The organism is Streptomyces griseoluteus (assembly GCF_004784465.1).
Lineage (GTDB): Bacteria > Actinomycetota > Actinomycetes > Streptomycetales > Streptomycetaceae > Streptomyces > Streptomyces griseoluteus.
Genome location: NZ_SRRU01000007.1, coordinates 151,168 through 168,264 on the forward strand (window position 1 = coordinate 151,168; position 17,097 = coordinate 168,264).

The window sequence follows — 17,097 nt, forward strand, 5'->3', positions numbered from 1 at the left end:
ATGACGCAAATGATCTCCCCACCAGTGCAAAGGCGTTCTAGGCTCTTTCCTACCGCCGAGTCGCGCAGTGCGGGGACGGGCACCGCACACGCACCGGAGCGCCAGCGGTACGCGAGCAGCACCCAAGACAGAGGGTGCCGCCGGGCAAGGAGGGCCGCATGACCGTACGGCGAGTAATGGGCATCGAGACGGAGTACGGCATCTCCGTCCCCGGCCACCCCAATGCCAATGCCATGCTCACCTCGTCCCAGATCGTCAACGCCTACGCGGCCGCGATGCACCGGGCCCGCCGGGCCCGCTGGGACTTCGAGGAGGAGAACCCGCTGCGCGACGCGCGAGGCTTCGACCTCGCCCGGGAGGCCGCCGACTCCAGCCAGCTCACCGACGAGGACATCGGCCTCGCCAACGTCATCCTCACCAACGGCGCCCGGCTCTACGTCGACCACGCCCACCCCGAATACAGCGCCCCCGAGGTCACCAACCCGCGCGACGCCGTCCTCTGGGACAAGGCGGGCGAACGCATCATGGCCGAGGCCGCCGAACGCGCCGCCGCGCTGCCCGGCGCCCAGCCCATCCACCTCTACAAGAACAACACCGACAACAAGGGTGCCTCCTACGGCACGCACGAGAACTACCTGATGAAGCGGGAAACCGCCTTCTCGGACATCGTGCGCCACCTGACGCCCTTCTTCGTCTCCCGCCAGGTCTTCGCGGGCGCCGGCCGCGTCGGCATCGGGCAGGACGGCCACGAACACGGCTTCCAGCTCAGCCAGCGCGCCGACTACTTCGAGGTCGAGGTGGGCCTGGAGACCACCCTCAAGCGGCCCATCATCAACACCCGCGACGAACCCCACGCGGACGCCGAGAAGTACCGCCGCCTCCATGTGATCATCGGCGACGCCAACCTCTCGGAGATCTCCACCTACCTCAAGCTGGGCACCACCGCACTGGTCCTCTCCATGATCGAGGACAACTTCATCGCGGTGGACCTCGCGGTCGACCAGCCCGTCCGCACCCTCCACCAGGTCTCCCACGACCCCTCCCTCCAGCACCTCGTCACGCTCCGCAGCGGACGCACGCTCACCGCCGTGCAGTTGCAGATGGAGTACTTCGAGCTGGCCCGCAAGTACGTCGAGGAGCGCTACGGCGCCGACGCCGACGACCAGACCAAGGACGTCCTCGTCCGCTGGGAGGACACCCTCACCCGGCTGGAGAACGACCCCATGAGCCTGGCCGCGGAACTCGACTGGGTCGCCAAGCGGCAGCTCATGGAGGGCTACCGCCGCCGCGACGACCTCGACTGGGACGCGCCCCGGCTGCACCTGGTCGACCTCCAGTACGCCGACGTGCGCCCCGAGAAGGGCCTCTACAACCGCCTGGTCGACAAGGGCCGCATGAAGCGGTTGCTGGACGACGCGGAGGTCGAGCGGGCGCGCACGAAGCCGCCGGAGGATACGCGGGCGTACTTCCGGGGGCGGTGCCTGGAGCAGTACGCGGACGACGTGGCCGCGGCCTCCTGGGACTCGGTCATCTTCGACCTTCCCGGCCGCGATTCGCTCCAGCGGGTGCCAACCCTGGAACCGCTTCGCGGAACGCGAAATCACGTCAAGGAGCTGCTGGACCGGTGCCGGACCGCTGATGAGCTGGTCAGGGTGCTGTCAGGCAATTGAAACCCCGGTCCGGGGCATTGATTCGGCTCCCTTCGCAGGGTGGAAATCCCGGCGTGAGGGAATCATCGAGATGGCCCCCGTACGTTCCTGGAACTACGGGGCCGATGTCGGACCCGGCTTGTAGGGTCTGATCATCAGCGAACGGCGAACTGAGCGGGGTGAGGGTTATGGCGACCAAGGACACCGGCGGCGGCCAGCAGAAGGCCACACGCTCCACCGAAGAGGTCGAGGAGCAGACCCAGGAAGCGCAGGGCTCCGAAGACCTCAAGGAACGACAGGAAAAACTGACCGACGACGTGGACTCGGTCCTGGACGAAATCGACGATGTCCTCGAGGAGAATGCCGAGGATTTCGTGCGCTCATTCGTTCAGAAGGGTGGCCAGTAGGCCATTCTTCCTTCGAATCGTAGGTAGCGGTATCGGGGGACTCGGTGGGGCAAGAAGAGAGGCCGAAGCGTTGCTCGCGGTGCGGGGAGACCAAGCCGCGAGCAACCTTCGCCCGTAACAGATCGACCCGCGACGGATTACAGGCTTACTGCCGTCCGTGCGCGGCGACGTATCACCAAACCCGTCAAGTGGCGAAGGGCAAGAACGTCCGGCCGAGGGTGGAGACGCCGGAGGGATACAAATTCTGTCGCAGATGCGGGGAGATCAAGCCGCACAGCGAGTGGCATCGCAACGCGACGGCCTCCGACGGTCTCTCGACGAGTTGCAAGGCGTGTCGGGCGGCGAAGGGCCGTGCAGACCACCTCAAACGCCAGTACGGCATCACGGAAGCCGAGCGTGACGCCATGATCGCCTCGCAGCGGGGGCTCTGCGTGATCTGTCTGGATGCCCCAGCCGTTCATGTGGATCACTGCCACGAGACGGGTAGGGTCCGTGGCGTACTGTGCTTTAACTGCAATTCCGGCCTTGGTCTGTTGAGGGACGACCCTGACACCGCTCGCCGGGCCGCCGCCTATCTGGAAGGAAACTCGTGGAAGCCAATACTCGTGGCACCGGGCGTCTACCAGCTGCCTTCCTGACGCCTGGGTCGTCCTCCTTCATGGACTTCCTGTCGGACCATCAGCCGGAGCTGCTGCCGGGCAAGCGGACGCTGCCGCCGGTGCAGGGCGTGATCGAGGCCCCGCACGGGACGACGATCGTGGCAGTGACGTTCCCCGGAGGCGTCGTCCTCGCCGGTGACCGCAGGGCCACGATGGGCAATGTCATCGCCCAGCGGGACATCGAGAAGGTCTTCCCGGCGGACGAGTACTCCGCGGTCGGCATCGCCGGCACGGCGGGCCTGGCCGTGGAGATGGTCAAGCTCTTCCAGCTGGAGCTGGAGCACTTCGAGAAGGTCGAAGGCGCGCAGCTCTCCCTGGAGGGCAAGGCGAACCGCCTGTCGACGATGATCCGCTCCAACCTCGGCATGGCCATGCAGGGCCTGGCCGTGGTCCCCCTGTTCGCGGGGTACGACCTGGACCGCGACAAGGGCCGTATCTTCTCGTACGACGTGACGGGTGGCCGCAGTGAGGAGCACAACTTCGCGGCGACCGGCTCGGGTTCGGTGTTCGCGCGCGGTGCGATGAAGAAGCTGTTCCGTGACGACCTGACCGAGGAAGAGGCCGCCACCCTGGTGGTGCAGGCGCTGTACGACGCGGCCGACGACGACTCGGCGACCGGTGGTCCCGATGTCGCGCGCCGGATCTATCCGATCATCACGGTGATCACCGACGACGGTTTCCGCCGGCTGACCGAGCAGGAGGCGTCCGAGCTGTCGCGCGCGGTGCTCCAGCGGCGGCTGGAGGAGCCGGACGGTCCGCGGGCCGCCCTGCTCTGAGCGGGCGCTCTCGGTCTTCGCAGTGAGGTGATCCCAGTGACCATGACAGAAAGGGACGGATAACCGGTGTCGACGCCGTTCTATGTCTCACCCCAGCAGGCCATGGCGGACCGCGCCGAGTACGCCCGCAAGGGCATCGCGCGCGGTCGCAGCCTGGTGGTCATGCAGTATGCCGACGGGATCGTGTTCGTCGGTGAGAACCCGTCCCGTGCGCTGCACAAGTTCAGCGAGATCTACGACCGGATCGGCTTCGCGGCCGCCGGCAAGTACAACGAGTACGAGAACCTGCGTATCGGTGGTGTGCGGTACGCGGATCTGCGTGGTTACACCTATGACCGTGACGACGTGACCGCGCGCGGTCTGGCGAACGTGTACGCGCAGACGCTGGGCACGATCTTCTCGTCGGCGGCCGAGAAGCCGTACGAGGTGGAGCTGGTGGTGGCGGAGGTCGGTGAAACGCCGGAGGGTGACCAGATCTACCGGCTGCCGCACGACGGTTCCATCGTGGACGAGCACGGTTCGGTGGCGGTCGGCGGCAACGCGGAGCAGATCAGCACGTTCCTGGATCAGCGGCACCGGGACGGGATGAGTCTGGCGGAGGCGCTGAAGCTGGCGGTGCAGGCGCTGTCGCGGGACACCAACGGCGGTGAGCGGGAGATTCCCGCGGAGCGTCTTGAGGTGGCGGTGCTGGACCGGACGCGGCCGCAGAAGCGGAAGTTCAAGCGGATCGTGGGTGGCCAGCTGTCGCGACTGCTGGCGGCGAACGGCGCGGCGACCGAGGCGGAGAGCGCGGAGGATCCGGACGAGGTGTCCGGCTCCGAGAAGGAGTGAGGCGCGCGCTGCGCGGTGTGTGTTGAGGTGCCCTCGGCCGGTTTCCGGCCGGGGGCACTTTGTGTGTGGCGCGGGAGAGCCTCAGGAGGGCCGTGGCGGGGCCGTGGAGGCTCGGGGGATGAGCTGGACCGGGATGTCCCCGTGCGGGGGCTCGCGGCCGTCCAGGACGGCGAGGAGGGCCTGCATGCCGCGTTCTCCGAAGAGTTCGGCGTCGAGGCGGACGGTGGTCAGCTCGGGGTCGAGGGCGGTGGCGAGGGCGAGGTCGTCGAGGCCGGTGACGGAGAGGTCGTCGGGGATGCGCAGGCCGAGGCGGCGGGCGGCCTTGTAGGCGCCGGCGGCGAGTTTGTCGTCGTCGCAGACGATGGCGGTGGGGCGGGGGCCGGGCGTGGTGAGGGCGGTCTCGGTGGCGGCGCGGGCGGCGTCGATGGTGATGGGTGCGTGGGCGGTGGTGAGCCGGGTGCCGGGTGTGGCGGCGAGGCGGTCGGCGAGTTCGCGGGCGCGGATCTGGAAGGTCCAGGAGGGGATGTCGGCGGCGAGGTGGAGGAGGTGGCGGTGGCCGAGGCCGAGGAGGTGGTCGGTGACCTGGCGGACGCCGTCGGTGATGTCGAGGTTGACGGTGGCGGCGCCGAGGCTGCCGGCGGGGTCGCTGTCGAGCATGACGAGGGGGAGCTGGTCGCCGCTGATGGCGGTGAGGGCGTCGGCGGCCATGGAGGAGGCGATGACGCCGTCGAGGGCGGCCTGGGCGCTGGCGAAGGGGTCGCGGGCGGGGCCGACGCCTTCGGGGGAGGGGTAGAGGACGACGCCGAAGCCGTGTTGTGCGGCGACGCGGGCGGCTCCGGTGTAGACGCCGGCGAAGAATTCGGTGGTGAGGGCGGGGACGACGAGGAGGACGGTGCGGGTGTGGCCGAGGCGGAGGTTGCGGGCGGCGAGGTTGGGGCGGTAGCCGAGGTCGGTGGCGGCCTGGCGGACGCGCTGGGCGGTGGTCTCGGAGACGCGGCCGCGCCATTTTTCGCCGAGGACGAGTGAGACGGCGGCCTGGCTGACTCCGGCCGCGCGGGCGACGTCACGGCTGGTCGGGCGCGTGCTGCTGCGTGCCACCGCGGGCGTGCTCCTCTGGGTGCTGTGTGGACGGTCGGACAGCGCTCATGGTACGTATGAAAGCGCTAGTTATACGTAACACTTCGGGGACATCGCGACGGCGGTCGGGGGTGCCGGAGCGGCCGCTGAAGGGGCGGGACATGGCGACGGGTTATCTGGAGATCCTGCGGGCGCGGCACGCGCTGCGCCTGCTGACGGGGACGCTGGTGGGCCGGCTGCCCAACGCGGTGGCACCGATCGCCATGGTGCTGTTCGTGCGGGCGGAGGGCGGTACGTACAGCCTGGCGGGTGCGCTGGCGGCGGTGTACGGGGTGGCGAACGCGGTGGGCCAGCCGCTGCTGGGGCGGCTGGTGGACCTGTACGGGCAGCCGAGGGTGCAGTTGCCGGCGGCGCTGGCGTCGGCGCTGGCGATGGCGGGGTTCGCGTTCTGCGGGATCGGTCCGCTGGGGCTGGCGTACGCGCTGGTGGCGCTTGCGGGGTTGTGCACGCCGCCGCTGGAGGGCGGGCTGCGGGCGCTGTGGCCGTCGGTGCTGCGCCGGGGGGACCAGGTGCACACGGCGTACGCGCTGGACGCGGTGGCGCAGGAGGTGATGTTCACGGTCGGGCCGCTGCTGGTGACGCTGTGCGTGTCGGTGTGGTCGGAGCGGGCGGCGCTGCTGGTGCTGAACCTGGTGGGGGTGCTGGGGGCGTTGTCGGTGGTGGTGTCGGCGCCGTCGCGGGCGTGGCGTTCGGAGCCGCGGGAGGCGCACTGGCTGGGGGCGCTGCGGTCGCCGGGGCTGCTGGCGCTGCTGGGGGCGTTCCTGTTCGTGGGGATCGCGATGGGGTCGATCACGGTGGCGTCGGTGTCGTACGCGGACGGGCACGGTGGTGACGCGGTGTACGGCTGGATGATGGCGGGGCTGGGCCTGGGTGCGCTGGCCGGCGGGACGGTGTACGGGGCGCGGCGGTGGTCCGGGGTGCCGGAGCGGCGGCTGAGGGTGCTGGTGGCGCTGCTGGCGGTGTGTTACCTGCCGTTGCTGTGGATGCCGGGCGTGGTGGCGATGGTGCTGCTGTCGGTGGTGTCGGGGGTGTTCCTGGCGCCGTGCATCGCCTGCGCGTTCATCATCGTGGACCGGCATGCTCCGCCGGGGACGGTGACGGAGGCGTTCTCGTGGCTGGTGACGACGTTCATGGTGGGCGCGTCGGTGGGGACGGGGCTCGCGGGGCCGGTGGTCCAGTCGGGTGGGGCGTCGTGGGGGTTCGCGCTGCCGGGGGTGGCGGGGGGTGTGTCGTTGCTGGTGCTGCTGGCCACGGGACGGGTGCTGACGGCTCCTGTCGGGGGCGGTGTGGTTGCGGCTTCATCGGAAAATGATCCAGATCGTGCTGCCGAACCCCGTTTCAGTTCAGGGGATCGGGCGTAATGTTCACTCATGGACCGCCGCATTTTCGGGCTGGAGAACGAGTACGGCGTCACGTGCACGTTCAGGGGACAGCGGCGTCTGTCTCCTGACGAGGTGGCGCGGTACCTCTTCCGCCGTGTCGTGTCATGGGGCCGCAGCAGCAATGTCTTTCTGCGGAACGGCGCCCGGCTGTATCTCGACGTGGGCTCACATCCGGAATACGCGACACCCGAGTGTGACAATGTGACCGAGCTGGTCACCCACGACAAGGCCGGCGAGCGCATTCTCGAGGGACTCCTGGTGGACGCGGAACGACGCCTGCACGAGGAGGGAATCGCGGGCGACGTCTACCTCTTCAAGAACAACACCGACTCGGCGGGCAACTCCTACGGTTGCCACGAGAACTATCTGGTGGCGCGGCACGGGGAGTTCTCCCGGCTCGCGGACATCCTCATTCCGTTCCTGGTGACCCGGCAGTTGCTGTGCGGGGCGGGCAAGGTGCTCCAGACGCCGCGTGGTGCGGTGTACTGCGTGAGCCAGCGGGCGGAGCACATCTGGGAGGGCGTGTCGTCGGCGACGACGCGTTCGAGGCCGATCATCAACACCCGTGACGAGCCGCACGCGGACGCCGAGCGTTACCGGCGGCTGCATGTCATCGTGGGCGACTCGAACATGTCCGAGACGACGATGCTGCTGAAGGTCGGCGCCACCGATCTGGTGCTGCGCATGATCGAGGCGGGCACGGTGATGCGGGATCTGACGCTGGAGAACCCGATCCGGGCGATCCGCGAGGTCAGCCACGACATCACCGGCCGGCGCAAGGTGCGTCTGGCCAGTGGCCGGGAGGCGTCGGCGCTGGAGGTGCAGCGCGAGTACTTCGACAAGGCGGTGGACTTCTGCGACCGCCGGGGCATCCGTACGGGCACGGTCGCGCAGGTGCTGGAGCTGTGGGGCCGGACGCTGGACGCGATCGAGACGGAGGACCTGGACCGGATCGGTACCGAGATCGACTGGGTGATGAAGTACAAGCTCATCGAGCGGTACCGCGAGAAGCACAACATGACGATGTCGCATCCGCGGGTCGCGCAGATAGACCTCGCGTATCACGACATCCACCGGCGTCGTGGGCTGTACTACCTGCTGGAGAAGAAGGGTCAGGCGGCGCGGATCTGCAATGACCTGAAGATCTTCGAGGGCAAGTCGGTGCCGCCGCAGACGACTCGGGCGCGGCTTCGCGGTGACTTCATCCGGCGGGCGCAGGAACAGCGCCGGGACTTCACGGTCGACTGGGTGCATCTGAAGCTCAACGACCAGGCGCAGCGCACGGTGTTGTGCAAGGACCCGTTCCGTTCGGTGGACGACCGGGTGGAGAAACTGATCGCCGGAATGTAGGAGCGGTCCCTCCGGCCGCGGCTTTTGGCGCCGTATTGCCTTCGAGCGCCACACGGGCGCCGTACGTTTCCGTACGGCGCCTTTGTCACGCCGTAGAGTTGCGCGCACCAATCCGCAAGATCGACCGATTACGAGGCATCTCCCGTGCGCCGACGCTCACTCCTCCTGGCCGCCGTTCCCGCTGGACTGGTCACGCTCGCCGGGTGCGGCGACGGTGATTCGAAGTCGAGCAGGGCGAGTGCGTCGCCGTCGCCGTCGGCCTCGTCGCCTCCGCCGCCGAAGATCGTGGACGGGCCGCTGCCGCCGATCACGGCGGGGACGAAGTTCGGGGAGAAGCCGACGGTCGCCAAGGGGACGGGGGAGCCCTCCAAGGACCTGGCGGTCCGTACGGTGATCGCGGGCAACGGCCGCCCGGTGGCGGAGAACGACTTCATCAAGGCGAACTACCTGGGCCAGATCTGGAGCACGGGGAAGGTCTTCGACAATTCCTACGACCGCAATCCGCTGGTGCTGCAGCTGGCGCAGGGCAGCATCATCGACGGCTGGCGGTACGCGCTGACGGGGAAGAAGATCGGCAGCCGGGTGGAGATCGCGGTGCCGCCGGCCTGGGGGTACGGGCCGTCGGGCAATGAGCAGGCGGGGATCAAGGGCACGGACACGCTGGTGTTCGTGATCGACCTGCTGGACTCCTACAACACCAAGAGCTCGGCGAAGGGCAAAGTGGTCCCGCAGACGGACCCGGCCCTGCCCAAGGTGGCCACGAACACCGACGGCAACCAGCCGAAGGTGACGCTGCCGAAGGCGGACCCGCCGAAGAAGCTGGTGTCGAACTACATCATCGAGGGCGACGGGGACGAGGTCACCAGGAAGCAGGCGGTCCTGTGCCAGTTCCAGGGGCTGGAGTGGCAGGGCGGCCGGACGTTCCAGAAGACGTACGGCTCGGGGCGCCTGAGCCAGTTCTCGGTGGAGCAGATGGAGCAGGTCGTCAAGGGTCTGGCGCAGGGGATCACAGGGAAGAAGGTCGGCAGCCGGGTGCTGATCGTGGTGCCGCCGGACCTGGGCTACGGGGACAACCCGCCGAGCGGCAGCGGTATCAAGAAGGGCGCCACGCTGGTCTTCACGGTGGACATCCTCGCGGCGATGTAGCACGCCGGGCGCCCAAGCTGCGGGGATGACAGACTGTCCATGTTTCGTTTCGTACACACGCGGGAGCTTTTGACGTGAGCATCGACAAGCCCGAGGTCGACTTTCCGGGCGGCGAGCCGCCGAAGGACCTTGAGATCAAGGACATCTGGGAGGGCGACGGCGAGGTCGCCGAGGCGGGCGACGTCGTCAAGGTGCACTACGTGGGGGTCGCGTTCTCCACGGGTGAGGAGTTCGACGCTTCCTGGAACCGCGGTACGCCGCTGGACTTCCAGCTCGGTGTCGGCCAGGTCATCCAGGGCTGGGACAAGGGTGTGCAGGGCATGAAGGTCGGCGGCCGCCGCCAGCTGGTGATCCCCGCGCACCTCGCGTACGGCGACCGGGGTGCCGGCGGCCGGATCGCGCCGGGCGAGACGCTGATCTTCGTCTGCGACCTGGTGGGCGTCGCCAAGCGCTGACCCGACCGGTCACGCCTGATCGTTTGTGCATTCAGTGGGGCCCGCGCCTGGTGCGCGGGCCCTTCTTCTTTGACCGCCCTCGTCCGTAATGGCCCTCGTTCTTCGCTTCGGCTTTTGCCGCGCCACCTGGGAGCGGTACGGTCGACGGTCGGAAGCACATGAGGGAAGGCGTAGGGCGTCGATGGCCATTGCCAAGGCCGAGCGGTTGATGAACCTCGCGCTGTGCCTGCTCGGCGCACGGCGGCCGCTCAGCAAGCGCGAGCTGCGCGGGTCCATCGAGGCGTACCTGGAAGCGGGGTCGGACGACTCCTTCAACCGCATGTTCGAGCGGGACAAGGACGACCTGCGCGAGCTGGGCCTGGTCATCGAGACCGTGGAGAACCTGGAGGGCGAGGTCGGCTATCTCGCCCGCCGTGACAGCAACCGGCTGCCCGCGATCACCCTGGACGCCGAGGAGGCCGCCGCCCTGGGCCTGGCCGCCAAGGTCTGGCAGCAGGCCCGGCTGGCCGGCGCGGCCAGCGGCGCCCTGCAGAAGCTGCGCGCGGCGGGGCTGCCCGAGGACGTCGACCCCTACGGCTCGCACGGCGCGCTGGAGCCCCGCATCCCCGTGCACGAGGCCGCGTTCGAGCCGCTGATGCTGGCCTGCCGGGACCGCCGTCCGGTGGTCTTCGACTACCGCAAGGCGTCCGCCGCGCACCCCGAGACCCGGCACGTGGAGCCGTGGGCGCTGGAGTGCTGGCGCGGCCACTGGTACCTGGCCGGCTTCGACCGCGAGCGCGGCGCGGAGCGGGTCTTCCGGCTGTCCCGGATCACCGGCAAGGTCCGTGCCCGCGGTACGGGCTTCACCGCGCCGGTGCCGGACGTGGTGACCGTGCGGGAGACCGTACGGGGCTGGGCGGGGGAGACCGCCGACCGCTCCGCGCTGATCCGGCTGCGCCGGGGCGCCGGCTACCCGTTGCGGGCCAGGGCCACCAAGGTGCGCGAACTGGGCGACGGCTGGGACGAGTTGGAGATTCCGTACGGGCACGGGCTGGATGCCTGGCTGGTGGAGTTCGGGCCGGACGTGGTGGTGCTGGAACCGGCCGAGCTGCGGGCGGACGTGGTGGACCGGCTGCGTGCCGTGGCCAAGGGCTGAGAGCGGAGCGAAACACCATGGCAGGCAAACCGGCGAGGCCCGTGAACGCCATCGACCAGACCCGGCGGATGCTGTCGCTGGTCACGTATCTGCGCGAGCGCCCCGGCGCCCGGATCGCGGACGTGGCCCGCGCCTTCGGCATCACCGAGGACGAACTCGTCTCCGACCTGGACGTGCTGCCCATGTGCGGCACCAGCTTCCGGGGCGGGGACCTGCTGGACATCGACACCGACGGCGAGCGGATCTGGTGGCACAACCCGGCCGCGCTCGGCGAGGACGCGGCCGAACCGCTCCGGCTCGCCGCCGACGAGGCGACCGCGCTGCTGGTGGCCGCCCGGGCGGTTGCCACCCTGCCCGGCCTGCGCGAGAGCGACCGGCAGGCACTGGTACGGGCCACCGCCAAGGTGGAGACCGCCGCCGGCGAGGCGGCCGGGGCCAGCTCCCGGCTGTCGGTGACCTTCGAGTCCGAGGGCGGGGTCTTCGCCGACGTCGACCGGGCCATCTCCGAGCGGCGCCGGCTCTGGGTGCGCTACTACTCCCCGGCCCGCGACGAGCTGACCGAGCGGGAGATCGACCCGATCCGCCTGGTCACCATGGGCCACACCTATGTCGAGGCGTGGTGCCGCCGCTCGGAGGCCCGCCGCACCTTCCGGCTGGACCGGGTCGCGGAGATCCGGATTCTCGACGAGCCGGCCGCGCCGCCCGAGATAGAACCGCGCGACCTGTCCGAGGGTCTGGTGCAGCCCGCCGCCGAGGACCCCGAGGTCGTGGTCGAGGTCGGCCCCGGCGGCCGCTGGGTCGCCGAGTACTACCCGCACGACACGGCCGAGGAACTGCCCGACGGCGGCCTGCGCATCACCCTGCGCACCCCCGACCCCGCCTCGCTGCGCCGGCTCGCCCTGCGGCTCGGCCCCGACGGCCGGATCGTGTCGCCGCCCGACCTGGCCGACCGCGCCCGCCGGGCCGCCCGCGAGGCGCTGGCCGCGTACGAGGGGCGGGAGCACACGCCGTGAACGAGACCTCGGTGTCCGATAGGCGCGAGGTGACGGCGGCCGCCGCCTTCGCCGGGATGCGGCGCGTCGTCCCCGTGGTGTTCAAGGCGGCCTGCCCCGACTGCCGGGGCCGGTTCGAACTCGCCGCGAACGCGCTCCGGCTGGCCATCGGCGGCTCCAGCCGGACCACGTTCTACTCCTTCACCTGCCCCGAGTGCGGCTCGGCCGTGCGCAAACCCGCCGGGGACCGGATCGTGCAACTGCTCAGCGGGGCCGGGGTGCGGACCCTGCGGCTGCACTCCACCGTCTGAGACGGCTGCGGCACGGTCTAGGCTCGTCCCCATGTTCTGGCCGATGTTCGCGGTAGCCATGGGATTTCTGGGTCTCGCTGTACTGGGGGTGCTCGCCGTACGCGTCTTCGTGGCCGCGCGGCAACTCGGCCTCCAGGTCGCCGACTCCGGACGCCGCATCAGCCGCGCCGCCGAGGACCTGGAGCGGGCCGCGGTGAGCACCGCCCGCGCCGCCGACACGCTCTGACCTGTGGGACGGCCGGGACGCCGGAAACGCAACAAGCGGTTTGCGTCACTTCGCCCTGTCATGCGGGACAGGCGTACGGGTACGCTGCTGGTCGCGGTGCGAAGAACGAGGCGCGTACCGCGGACCGGGAGTACGCACGGGGATTGCCTCTCGTTTACCCCTGAGCGTTACGATCGCTGCCGGCACGACCATCCGGACGCTTGTCCGAGCGGTCGGACAGCACCCCCACCCCCGCCTCGGTGAGAAGGTACTAACTCATGATCGGAAGGCTCGGTCCTACCGAGATCATTCTCATTCTCGTCGTCGTCTTCCTGCTCTTCGGCGCGAAGAAGCTTCCGGACATGGCCCGCTCGCTGGGCAAGTCCGCGCGCATCCTCAAGAGCGAGGCCAAGGCGATGAAGGAGGAGAACAACACCTCCACGCCTCCGGCCTCCGGCGAGCAGCCCCCCGCGCAGCGCACCATCCAGGCCGCCCCCGGCGACGTGAACAGCGCCCGCCCGGTCAACGAGCCCACGGACACCACCCAGCGCTGACCCGCGGCCGCACCACCGGCCTGCCGCACGAGATGAGGACGTGGGTTGCTCAAGTCTGCCCGCAAGAAAGAGAAGGACCCCGAGGGGCGGATGCCCCTCGTGGAGCACCTGCGCGAGCTGCGCAACCGGCTCGCGAAGGGCATGCTGGCGATCACGGTCGTCTCCGTGGTGGCCGCCTTCTACAGCCAGGACCTGATGTCCTTCCTCTCGCAGCCGGTCCCGCGCTGCACCGGGGGCCTGGGTGAGTCCACCGGAGGCTCCTGCGCGGTCATCGCCTACACCGACCTGCTGTCGCCCTTCACCACCACGGTGAAGGTCTGCTTCATGGCGGGCGTGGTCATCTCCAGCCCCGTCTGGCTGTACCAGCTGTGGGCGTTCGTCGCCCCGGGCCTGCACCGCAACGAGCGCAGGTACACCTACGGGTTCGTGGCCGCGGCGGTGCCGCTGTTCATGGCGGGCGCCTGGCTCGCCTACACGATCCTGCCGATCAGCATGCGGGTGCTGCTGGGCATCACCCCCGACGGCTCGGCGAACATCCTGCCGATGGACAAGGTCCTGGACTTCATCGTCCGGATGATCCTCATCTTCGGCGGCGCCTTCGAGCTGCCGCTGCTGCTGGTCATGCTGAACTTCGCCGGTGTGGTGACCGGGCGCCGCATGGCCGGCTGGTGGCGCGGTGTGGTCATGGGCGTCTTCGTCTTCGGCGCCGTCGCCACCCCCACCACGGACCCCTTCGGCATGATCGCGCTGGCCGGACCCATCGTGGTGCTGTACTTCATCGCCGTCGGTATCGCGCTGCTCAACGACCGCCGCCGCGAGCGTGCCGACGAGGCGGCCGAGCTGGACGACGACGAGGCCTCGCCGCTGGACCACCGGCCGGAGCCGGTCGCCGGCCCCGAGCGGCTGACCGCCGCCGTCCCCGAGCAGGCCCGCCCGGCCGAGGCCCTGCCGCCGGGCCGGTACGAGGGCTACGACGACGTCACCTGAGCGCGTACCCGTGAGCGAGGGGCCGGACGGATCTTCCGTCCGGCCCCTCGTCCATGCGGGCGCCCGCCTGCGCGGGCAGGTCGGAGTCGGGCGTTCCGTTCCGGTGGGCGTGGGAAGCGATAATGATCGTCCTGTTGTCGGTGCGGGCCGGTACGCTCGAAAGCACGATGACAGAGGACCTCTCACCGGCCGAGCGGTACGCGGCGTCCCGAGTGCGGGCCGCCGAGCAGGCCACCGCGCTCGCGGGCTTCCGCGAGATGTACGACTTCGGCCTCGACGACTTCCAGGTGGAAGCCTGCTCTGCACTCGAGAGCGGGAAGGGCGTCCTGGTGGCCGCCCCCACCGGCTCGGGCAAGACGATCGTGGGCGAGTTCGCCGTCCACCTCGCCCTGGAACAGGGCAAGAAGTGCTTCTACACGACACCCATCAAGGCGCTGTCGAACCAGAAGTACGCCGACCTGTGCCGCCGCTACGGAGCCGACAAGGTCGGCCTCCTCACCGGTGACAACAGCGTGAACTCCGACGCCCCGATCGTCGTCATGACGACCGAGGTGCTGCGGAACATGCTGTACGCGGGCTCCCAGACCCTCCTGGGCCTCGGCTACGTGGTCATGGACGAGGTGCACTACCTCTCCGACCGCTTCCGGGGCGCCGTCTGGGAAGAGGTGATCATCCACCTGCCCGAATCGGTGACCCTGGTGTCGCTGTCGGCCACCGTGTCCAACGCCGAGGAGTTCGGCGACTGGCTGGACACCGTGCGCGGCGACACCGAGGTGATCGTCTCCGAGCACCGCCCCGTACCGCTGTTCCAGCACGTGCTCGCCGGGCGGCGGATGTACGACCTGTTCGAGGAGGGCGAGGGCAGCAAGAAGGCCGTCAACCCCGACCTCGCCCGGCTCGCCCGGATGGAGGCCACCCGGCCCTCCTACCAGGACCGCAGGCGCGGCCGCGCCATGCGCGAGGCCGACCGGGAGCGGGAGCGCAGGCAGCGCCAGCGCGCCTGGACGCCGAGCCGGCCCGAGGTCATCGAGCGCCTGGACGCCGAGGGCCTGCTGCCCGCCATCACCTTCATCTTCAGCCGCGCCGCCTGCGAGGCCGCCGTCCAGCAGTGCCTGTACGCGGGCCTGCGGCTCAACGACGAGGAGGAGCGGGAACAGGTCCGCGCCCTGGTCGAGGAGCGCACCGCGAACATCCCGCCGGAGGACCTGCACGTCCTCGGCTACTACGAATGGCTGGAGGGCCTGGAGCGCGGCATCGCCGCCCACCACGCCGGCATGCTGCCGACCTTCAAGGAGGTCGTGGAGGAGCTGTTCGTACGCGGGCTGGTCAAGGCCGTGTTCGCCACCGAGACCCTGGCCCTCGGCATCAACATGCCCGCCCGCTCGGTGGTGCTGGAGAAGCTCGTCAAGTGGAACGGGGAACAGCACGCCGACATCACCCCCGGCGAGTACACCCAGCTCACCGGCCGGGCCGGCCGCCGGGGCATCGACGTCGAGGGCCACGCCGTGGTGCTGTGGCAGCGGGGGATGAGCCCTGAGCACCTCGCCGGGCTCGCGGGCACCCGCACCTATCCGCTGCGCTCCAGCTTCAAGCCGTCGTACAACATGGCGGTCAACCTGGTCGAGCAGTTCGGGCGGCACCGCTCGCGGGAGCTGCTGGAGACGTCGTTCGCGCAGTTCCAGGCGGACAAGTCGGTCGTCGGGATCTCCCGGCAGGTGCAGCGCAACGAGGAGGGGCTGGAGGGCTACAAGGACTCCATGACCTGCCACCTCGGCGACTTCGACGAGTACGCGCGGCTGCGCCGCGAACTCAAGGACCGGGAGACCGAGCTGGCCCGGCAGGGCGCCAACCAGCGGCGAGCCGAGGCCGCCGTCGCCCTGGAGAAGCTCAAGCCGGGCGACATCATCCACGTGCCCACCGGCAAGTACGCGGGCCTCGCGCTCGTGCTCGATCCCGGCCTGCCCGCCGGGCGGACCGGCGGCCCCCGGGGTTTCGACCACCACGACGGGCCCCGCCCGCTGGTGCTCACCGCCGAACGGCAGGTCAAGCGGCTGGCGTCGATGGACTTCCCCGTCCCGGTGGAGGCGCTGGACCGGATGCGCATCCCGAAGACGTTCAACGCCCGCTCCCCGCAGTCCCGTCGGGATCTCGCCTCCGCGCTGCGCACCAAGGCCGGGCACATCCCGCCGGAGCGCGCCCGCAAGAAGCGTTCGCAGGCCGCCGACGACCGGGAGATCGCCCGGCTGCGCACCGCGATCCGCGCACACCCCTGCCACGGCTGTGACGACCGGGAGGACCACGCCCGCTGGGCCGAGCGCTACCACCGGCTCCAGCGCGACACCTCGCAGTTGGAGCGGCGCATCGAGGGCCGCACCAACACCATCGCGCGGACCTTCGACCGGATCGTGGCCCTGCTGACCGAACTGGACTATCTCCGGGGCGACGAGGTCACCGCCAACGGCAAGCGGCTCGCCCGGCTCTACGGCGAGTTGGACCTGCTGGCCAGCGAATGCCTGCGCGAAGGCGTGTGGGAGGGGCTCGGCCCCGCCGACCTCGCCGCCTGTGCCTCGGCGTTGGTGTACGAGGCACGGGTCAGCGACGACGCGATGACCCCCAAGCTGCCCTCGGGACCGGCCCAGGCCGCGCTGGGGGAGATGGTGCGGATCTGGGGTCGGCTGGACGCGCTGGAGGAGGACTTCCGGATCAGCCAGACCGAGGGTGTCGGGCAGCGGGAGCCGGATCTGGGGTTCGCGTGGATCGCCCACCAGTGGGCCTCGGGGAGGGGGCTCGACGAGGTGCTGCGGGAGGCGGAGATGCCCGCGGGGGACTTCGTGCGGTGGACCAAGCAGGTGATCGACGTGCTCGGGCAGGTTGCCGCGGCGGCTCCCGCGGAGGGCTCGACGGTCGCCAGGAACGCGCGCAAGGCTGTTGATCAACTGCTGCGGGGGGTTGTCGCCTACTCGTCCGTGGGGTGAGTTTCCGCGCGGGTGCGGGTGGGCCGTGGCTGGTCGCGAGGTTCCCCGCGCCCCTGAGGGGTCGGCTCGGCCGGCCCCTCTTCGCATGCCCGTGTGGCACTACCCAACGTGTTCGAACGGGTGCTCGCTGTGCAAATAGGGGTGAC

The 17,097-nt window shown here is 69.9% G+C and carries 17 protein-coding genes; 16 read left to right on the top strand and 1 reads right to left on the bottom strand.

Annotation, left to right across the window (positions count from 1 at the left end; translation table 11 throughout):
• Positions 1-158: 158 nt before the first annotated feature.
• From dop to prcA, 5 genes are all read left to right on the top strand, one after another.
• On the top strand, positions 159-1,670 hold the full coding sequence (gene dop / locus E5082_RS20105) for a depupylase/deamidase Dop (RefSeq protein ID WP_341866578.1): 1,512 nt from the start codon (positions 159-161) through the stop codon (positions 1,668-1,670).
• 167 nt (positions 1,671-1,837) lie between these two features.
• A complete protein-coding gene (locus tag E5082_RS20110; RefSeq protein WP_135792641.1) occupies positions 1,838-2,056 on the top strand; it encodes a ubiquitin-like protein Pup in 219 nt (72 codons plus the stop codon).
• A 44-nt stretch (positions 2,057-2,100) separates the two neighbouring features.
• Entirely contained in the window at positions 2,101-2,694 is a 594-nt protein-coding gene (locus E5082_RS20115; protein WP_135792642.1) for an endonuclease VII domain-containing protein, read from the top strand.
• A complete protein-coding gene (prcB, locus tag E5082_RS20120; RefSeq protein WP_135792643.1) occupies positions 2,646-3,491 on the top strand; it encodes a proteasome subunit beta in 846 nt (281 codons plus the stop codon). Before E5082_RS20115 ends, prcB begins: the two co-directional genes overlap by 49 nt.
• Before the next feature lie 66 nt (positions 3,492-3,557).
• Positions 3,558-4,322: a proteasome subunit alpha gene (gene prcA, locus E5082_RS20125; protein ID WP_135792644.1), complete on the top strand. Its 765-nt coding sequence runs from the start codon at positions 3,558-3,560 to the stop codon at positions 4,320-4,322.
• Positions 4,323-4,403: 81 nt separating this feature from the next.
• Here prcA and E5082_RS20130 read toward each other — a convergent pair whose 3' ends face one another.
• On the bottom strand, positions 4,404-5,420 hold the full coding sequence (locus tag E5082_RS20130; RefSeq protein ID WP_135792645.1) for a LacI family DNA-binding transcriptional regulator: 1,017 nt from the start codon (positions 5,418-5,420) through the stop codon (positions 4,404-4,406).
• A 140-nt stretch (positions 5,421-5,560) separates the two neighbouring features.
• On the opposite strand from E5082_RS20130, the gene E5082_RS20135 reads away from it, so the two are divergent.
• The 11 genes from E5082_RS20135 (at position 5,561) to E5082_RS20185 (ending at position 16,951) form a co-directional block, all read left to right on the top strand.
• On the top strand, positions 5,561-6,820 hold the full coding sequence (locus E5082_RS20135; protein WP_135792646.1) for an MFS transporter: 1,260 nt from the start codon (positions 5,561-5,563) through the stop codon (positions 6,818-6,820).
• Between the two features lie 9 nt (positions 6,821-6,829).
• Positions 6,830-8,191: a Pup--protein ligase gene (gene pafA / locus E5082_RS20140; protein WP_030812727.1), complete on the top strand. Its 1,362-nt coding sequence runs from the start codon at positions 6,830-6,832 to the stop codon at positions 8,189-8,191.
• Between the two features lie 144 nt (positions 8,192-8,335).
• Positions 8,336-9,337 (top strand): FKBP-type peptidyl-prolyl cis-trans isomerase, encoded by a 1,002-nt coding sequence (locus E5082_RS20145; protein ID WP_135792647.1) that lies wholly within the window; start codon positions 8,336-8,338, stop codon positions 9,335-9,337.
• Between the two features lie 74 nt (positions 9,338-9,411).
• Entirely contained in the window at positions 9,412-9,792 is a 381-nt protein-coding gene (locus tag E5082_RS20150; RefSeq protein WP_135792648.1) for an FKBP-type peptidyl-prolyl cis-trans isomerase, read from the top strand.
• A gap of 181 nt (positions 9,793-9,973) precedes the next feature.
• A complete protein-coding gene (locus E5082_RS20155) occupies positions 9,974-10,927 on the top strand; it encodes a helix-turn-helix transcriptional regulator (RefSeq protein WP_135792649.1) in 954 nt (317 codons plus the stop codon).
• Positions 10,928-10,944: 17 nt separating this feature from the next.
• Positions 10,945-11,940 carry a helix-turn-helix transcriptional regulator gene (locus tag E5082_RS20160; RefSeq protein WP_078858540.1) on the top strand — a complete coding sequence of 332 codons (996 nt, stop codon included), beginning with the start codon at positions 10,945-10,947 and terminating at the stop codon, positions 11,938-11,940.
• Between the two features lie 56 nt (positions 11,941-11,996).
• Positions 11,997-12,230 carry a hypothetical protein gene (locus E5082_RS20165; protein ID WP_229918952.1) on the top strand — a complete coding sequence of 78 codons (234 nt, stop codon included), beginning with the start codon at positions 11,997-11,999 and terminating at the stop codon, positions 12,228-12,230.
• A 31-nt stretch (positions 12,231-12,261) separates the two neighbouring features.
• Complete coding sequence (locus E5082_RS20170; protein ID WP_086693401.1) at positions 12,262-12,456, top strand: hypothetical protein; 195 nt, start codon at positions 12,262-12,264, stop codon at positions 12,454-12,456.
• 257 nt (positions 12,457-12,713) lie between these two features.
• On the top strand, positions 12,714-12,989 hold the full coding sequence (gene tatA / locus E5082_RS20175) for a Sec-independent protein translocase subunit TatA (protein ID WP_135792650.1): 276 nt from the start codon (positions 12,714-12,716) through the stop codon (positions 12,987-12,989).
• A 90-nt stretch (positions 12,990-13,079) separates the two neighbouring features.
• Positions 13,080-13,976 carry a twin-arginine translocase subunit TatC gene (gene tatC / locus E5082_RS20180; RefSeq protein WP_135792855.1) on the top strand — a complete coding sequence of 299 codons (897 nt, stop codon included), beginning with the start codon at positions 13,080-13,082 and terminating at the stop codon, positions 13,974-13,976.
• 122 nt (positions 13,977-14,098) lie between these two features.
• Complete coding sequence (locus E5082_RS20185) at positions 14,099-16,951, top strand: DEAD/DEAH box helicase (protein ID WP_135792651.1); 2,853 nt, start codon at positions 14,099-14,101, stop codon at positions 16,949-16,951.
• Positions 16,952-17,097: the final 146 nt, after the last annotated feature.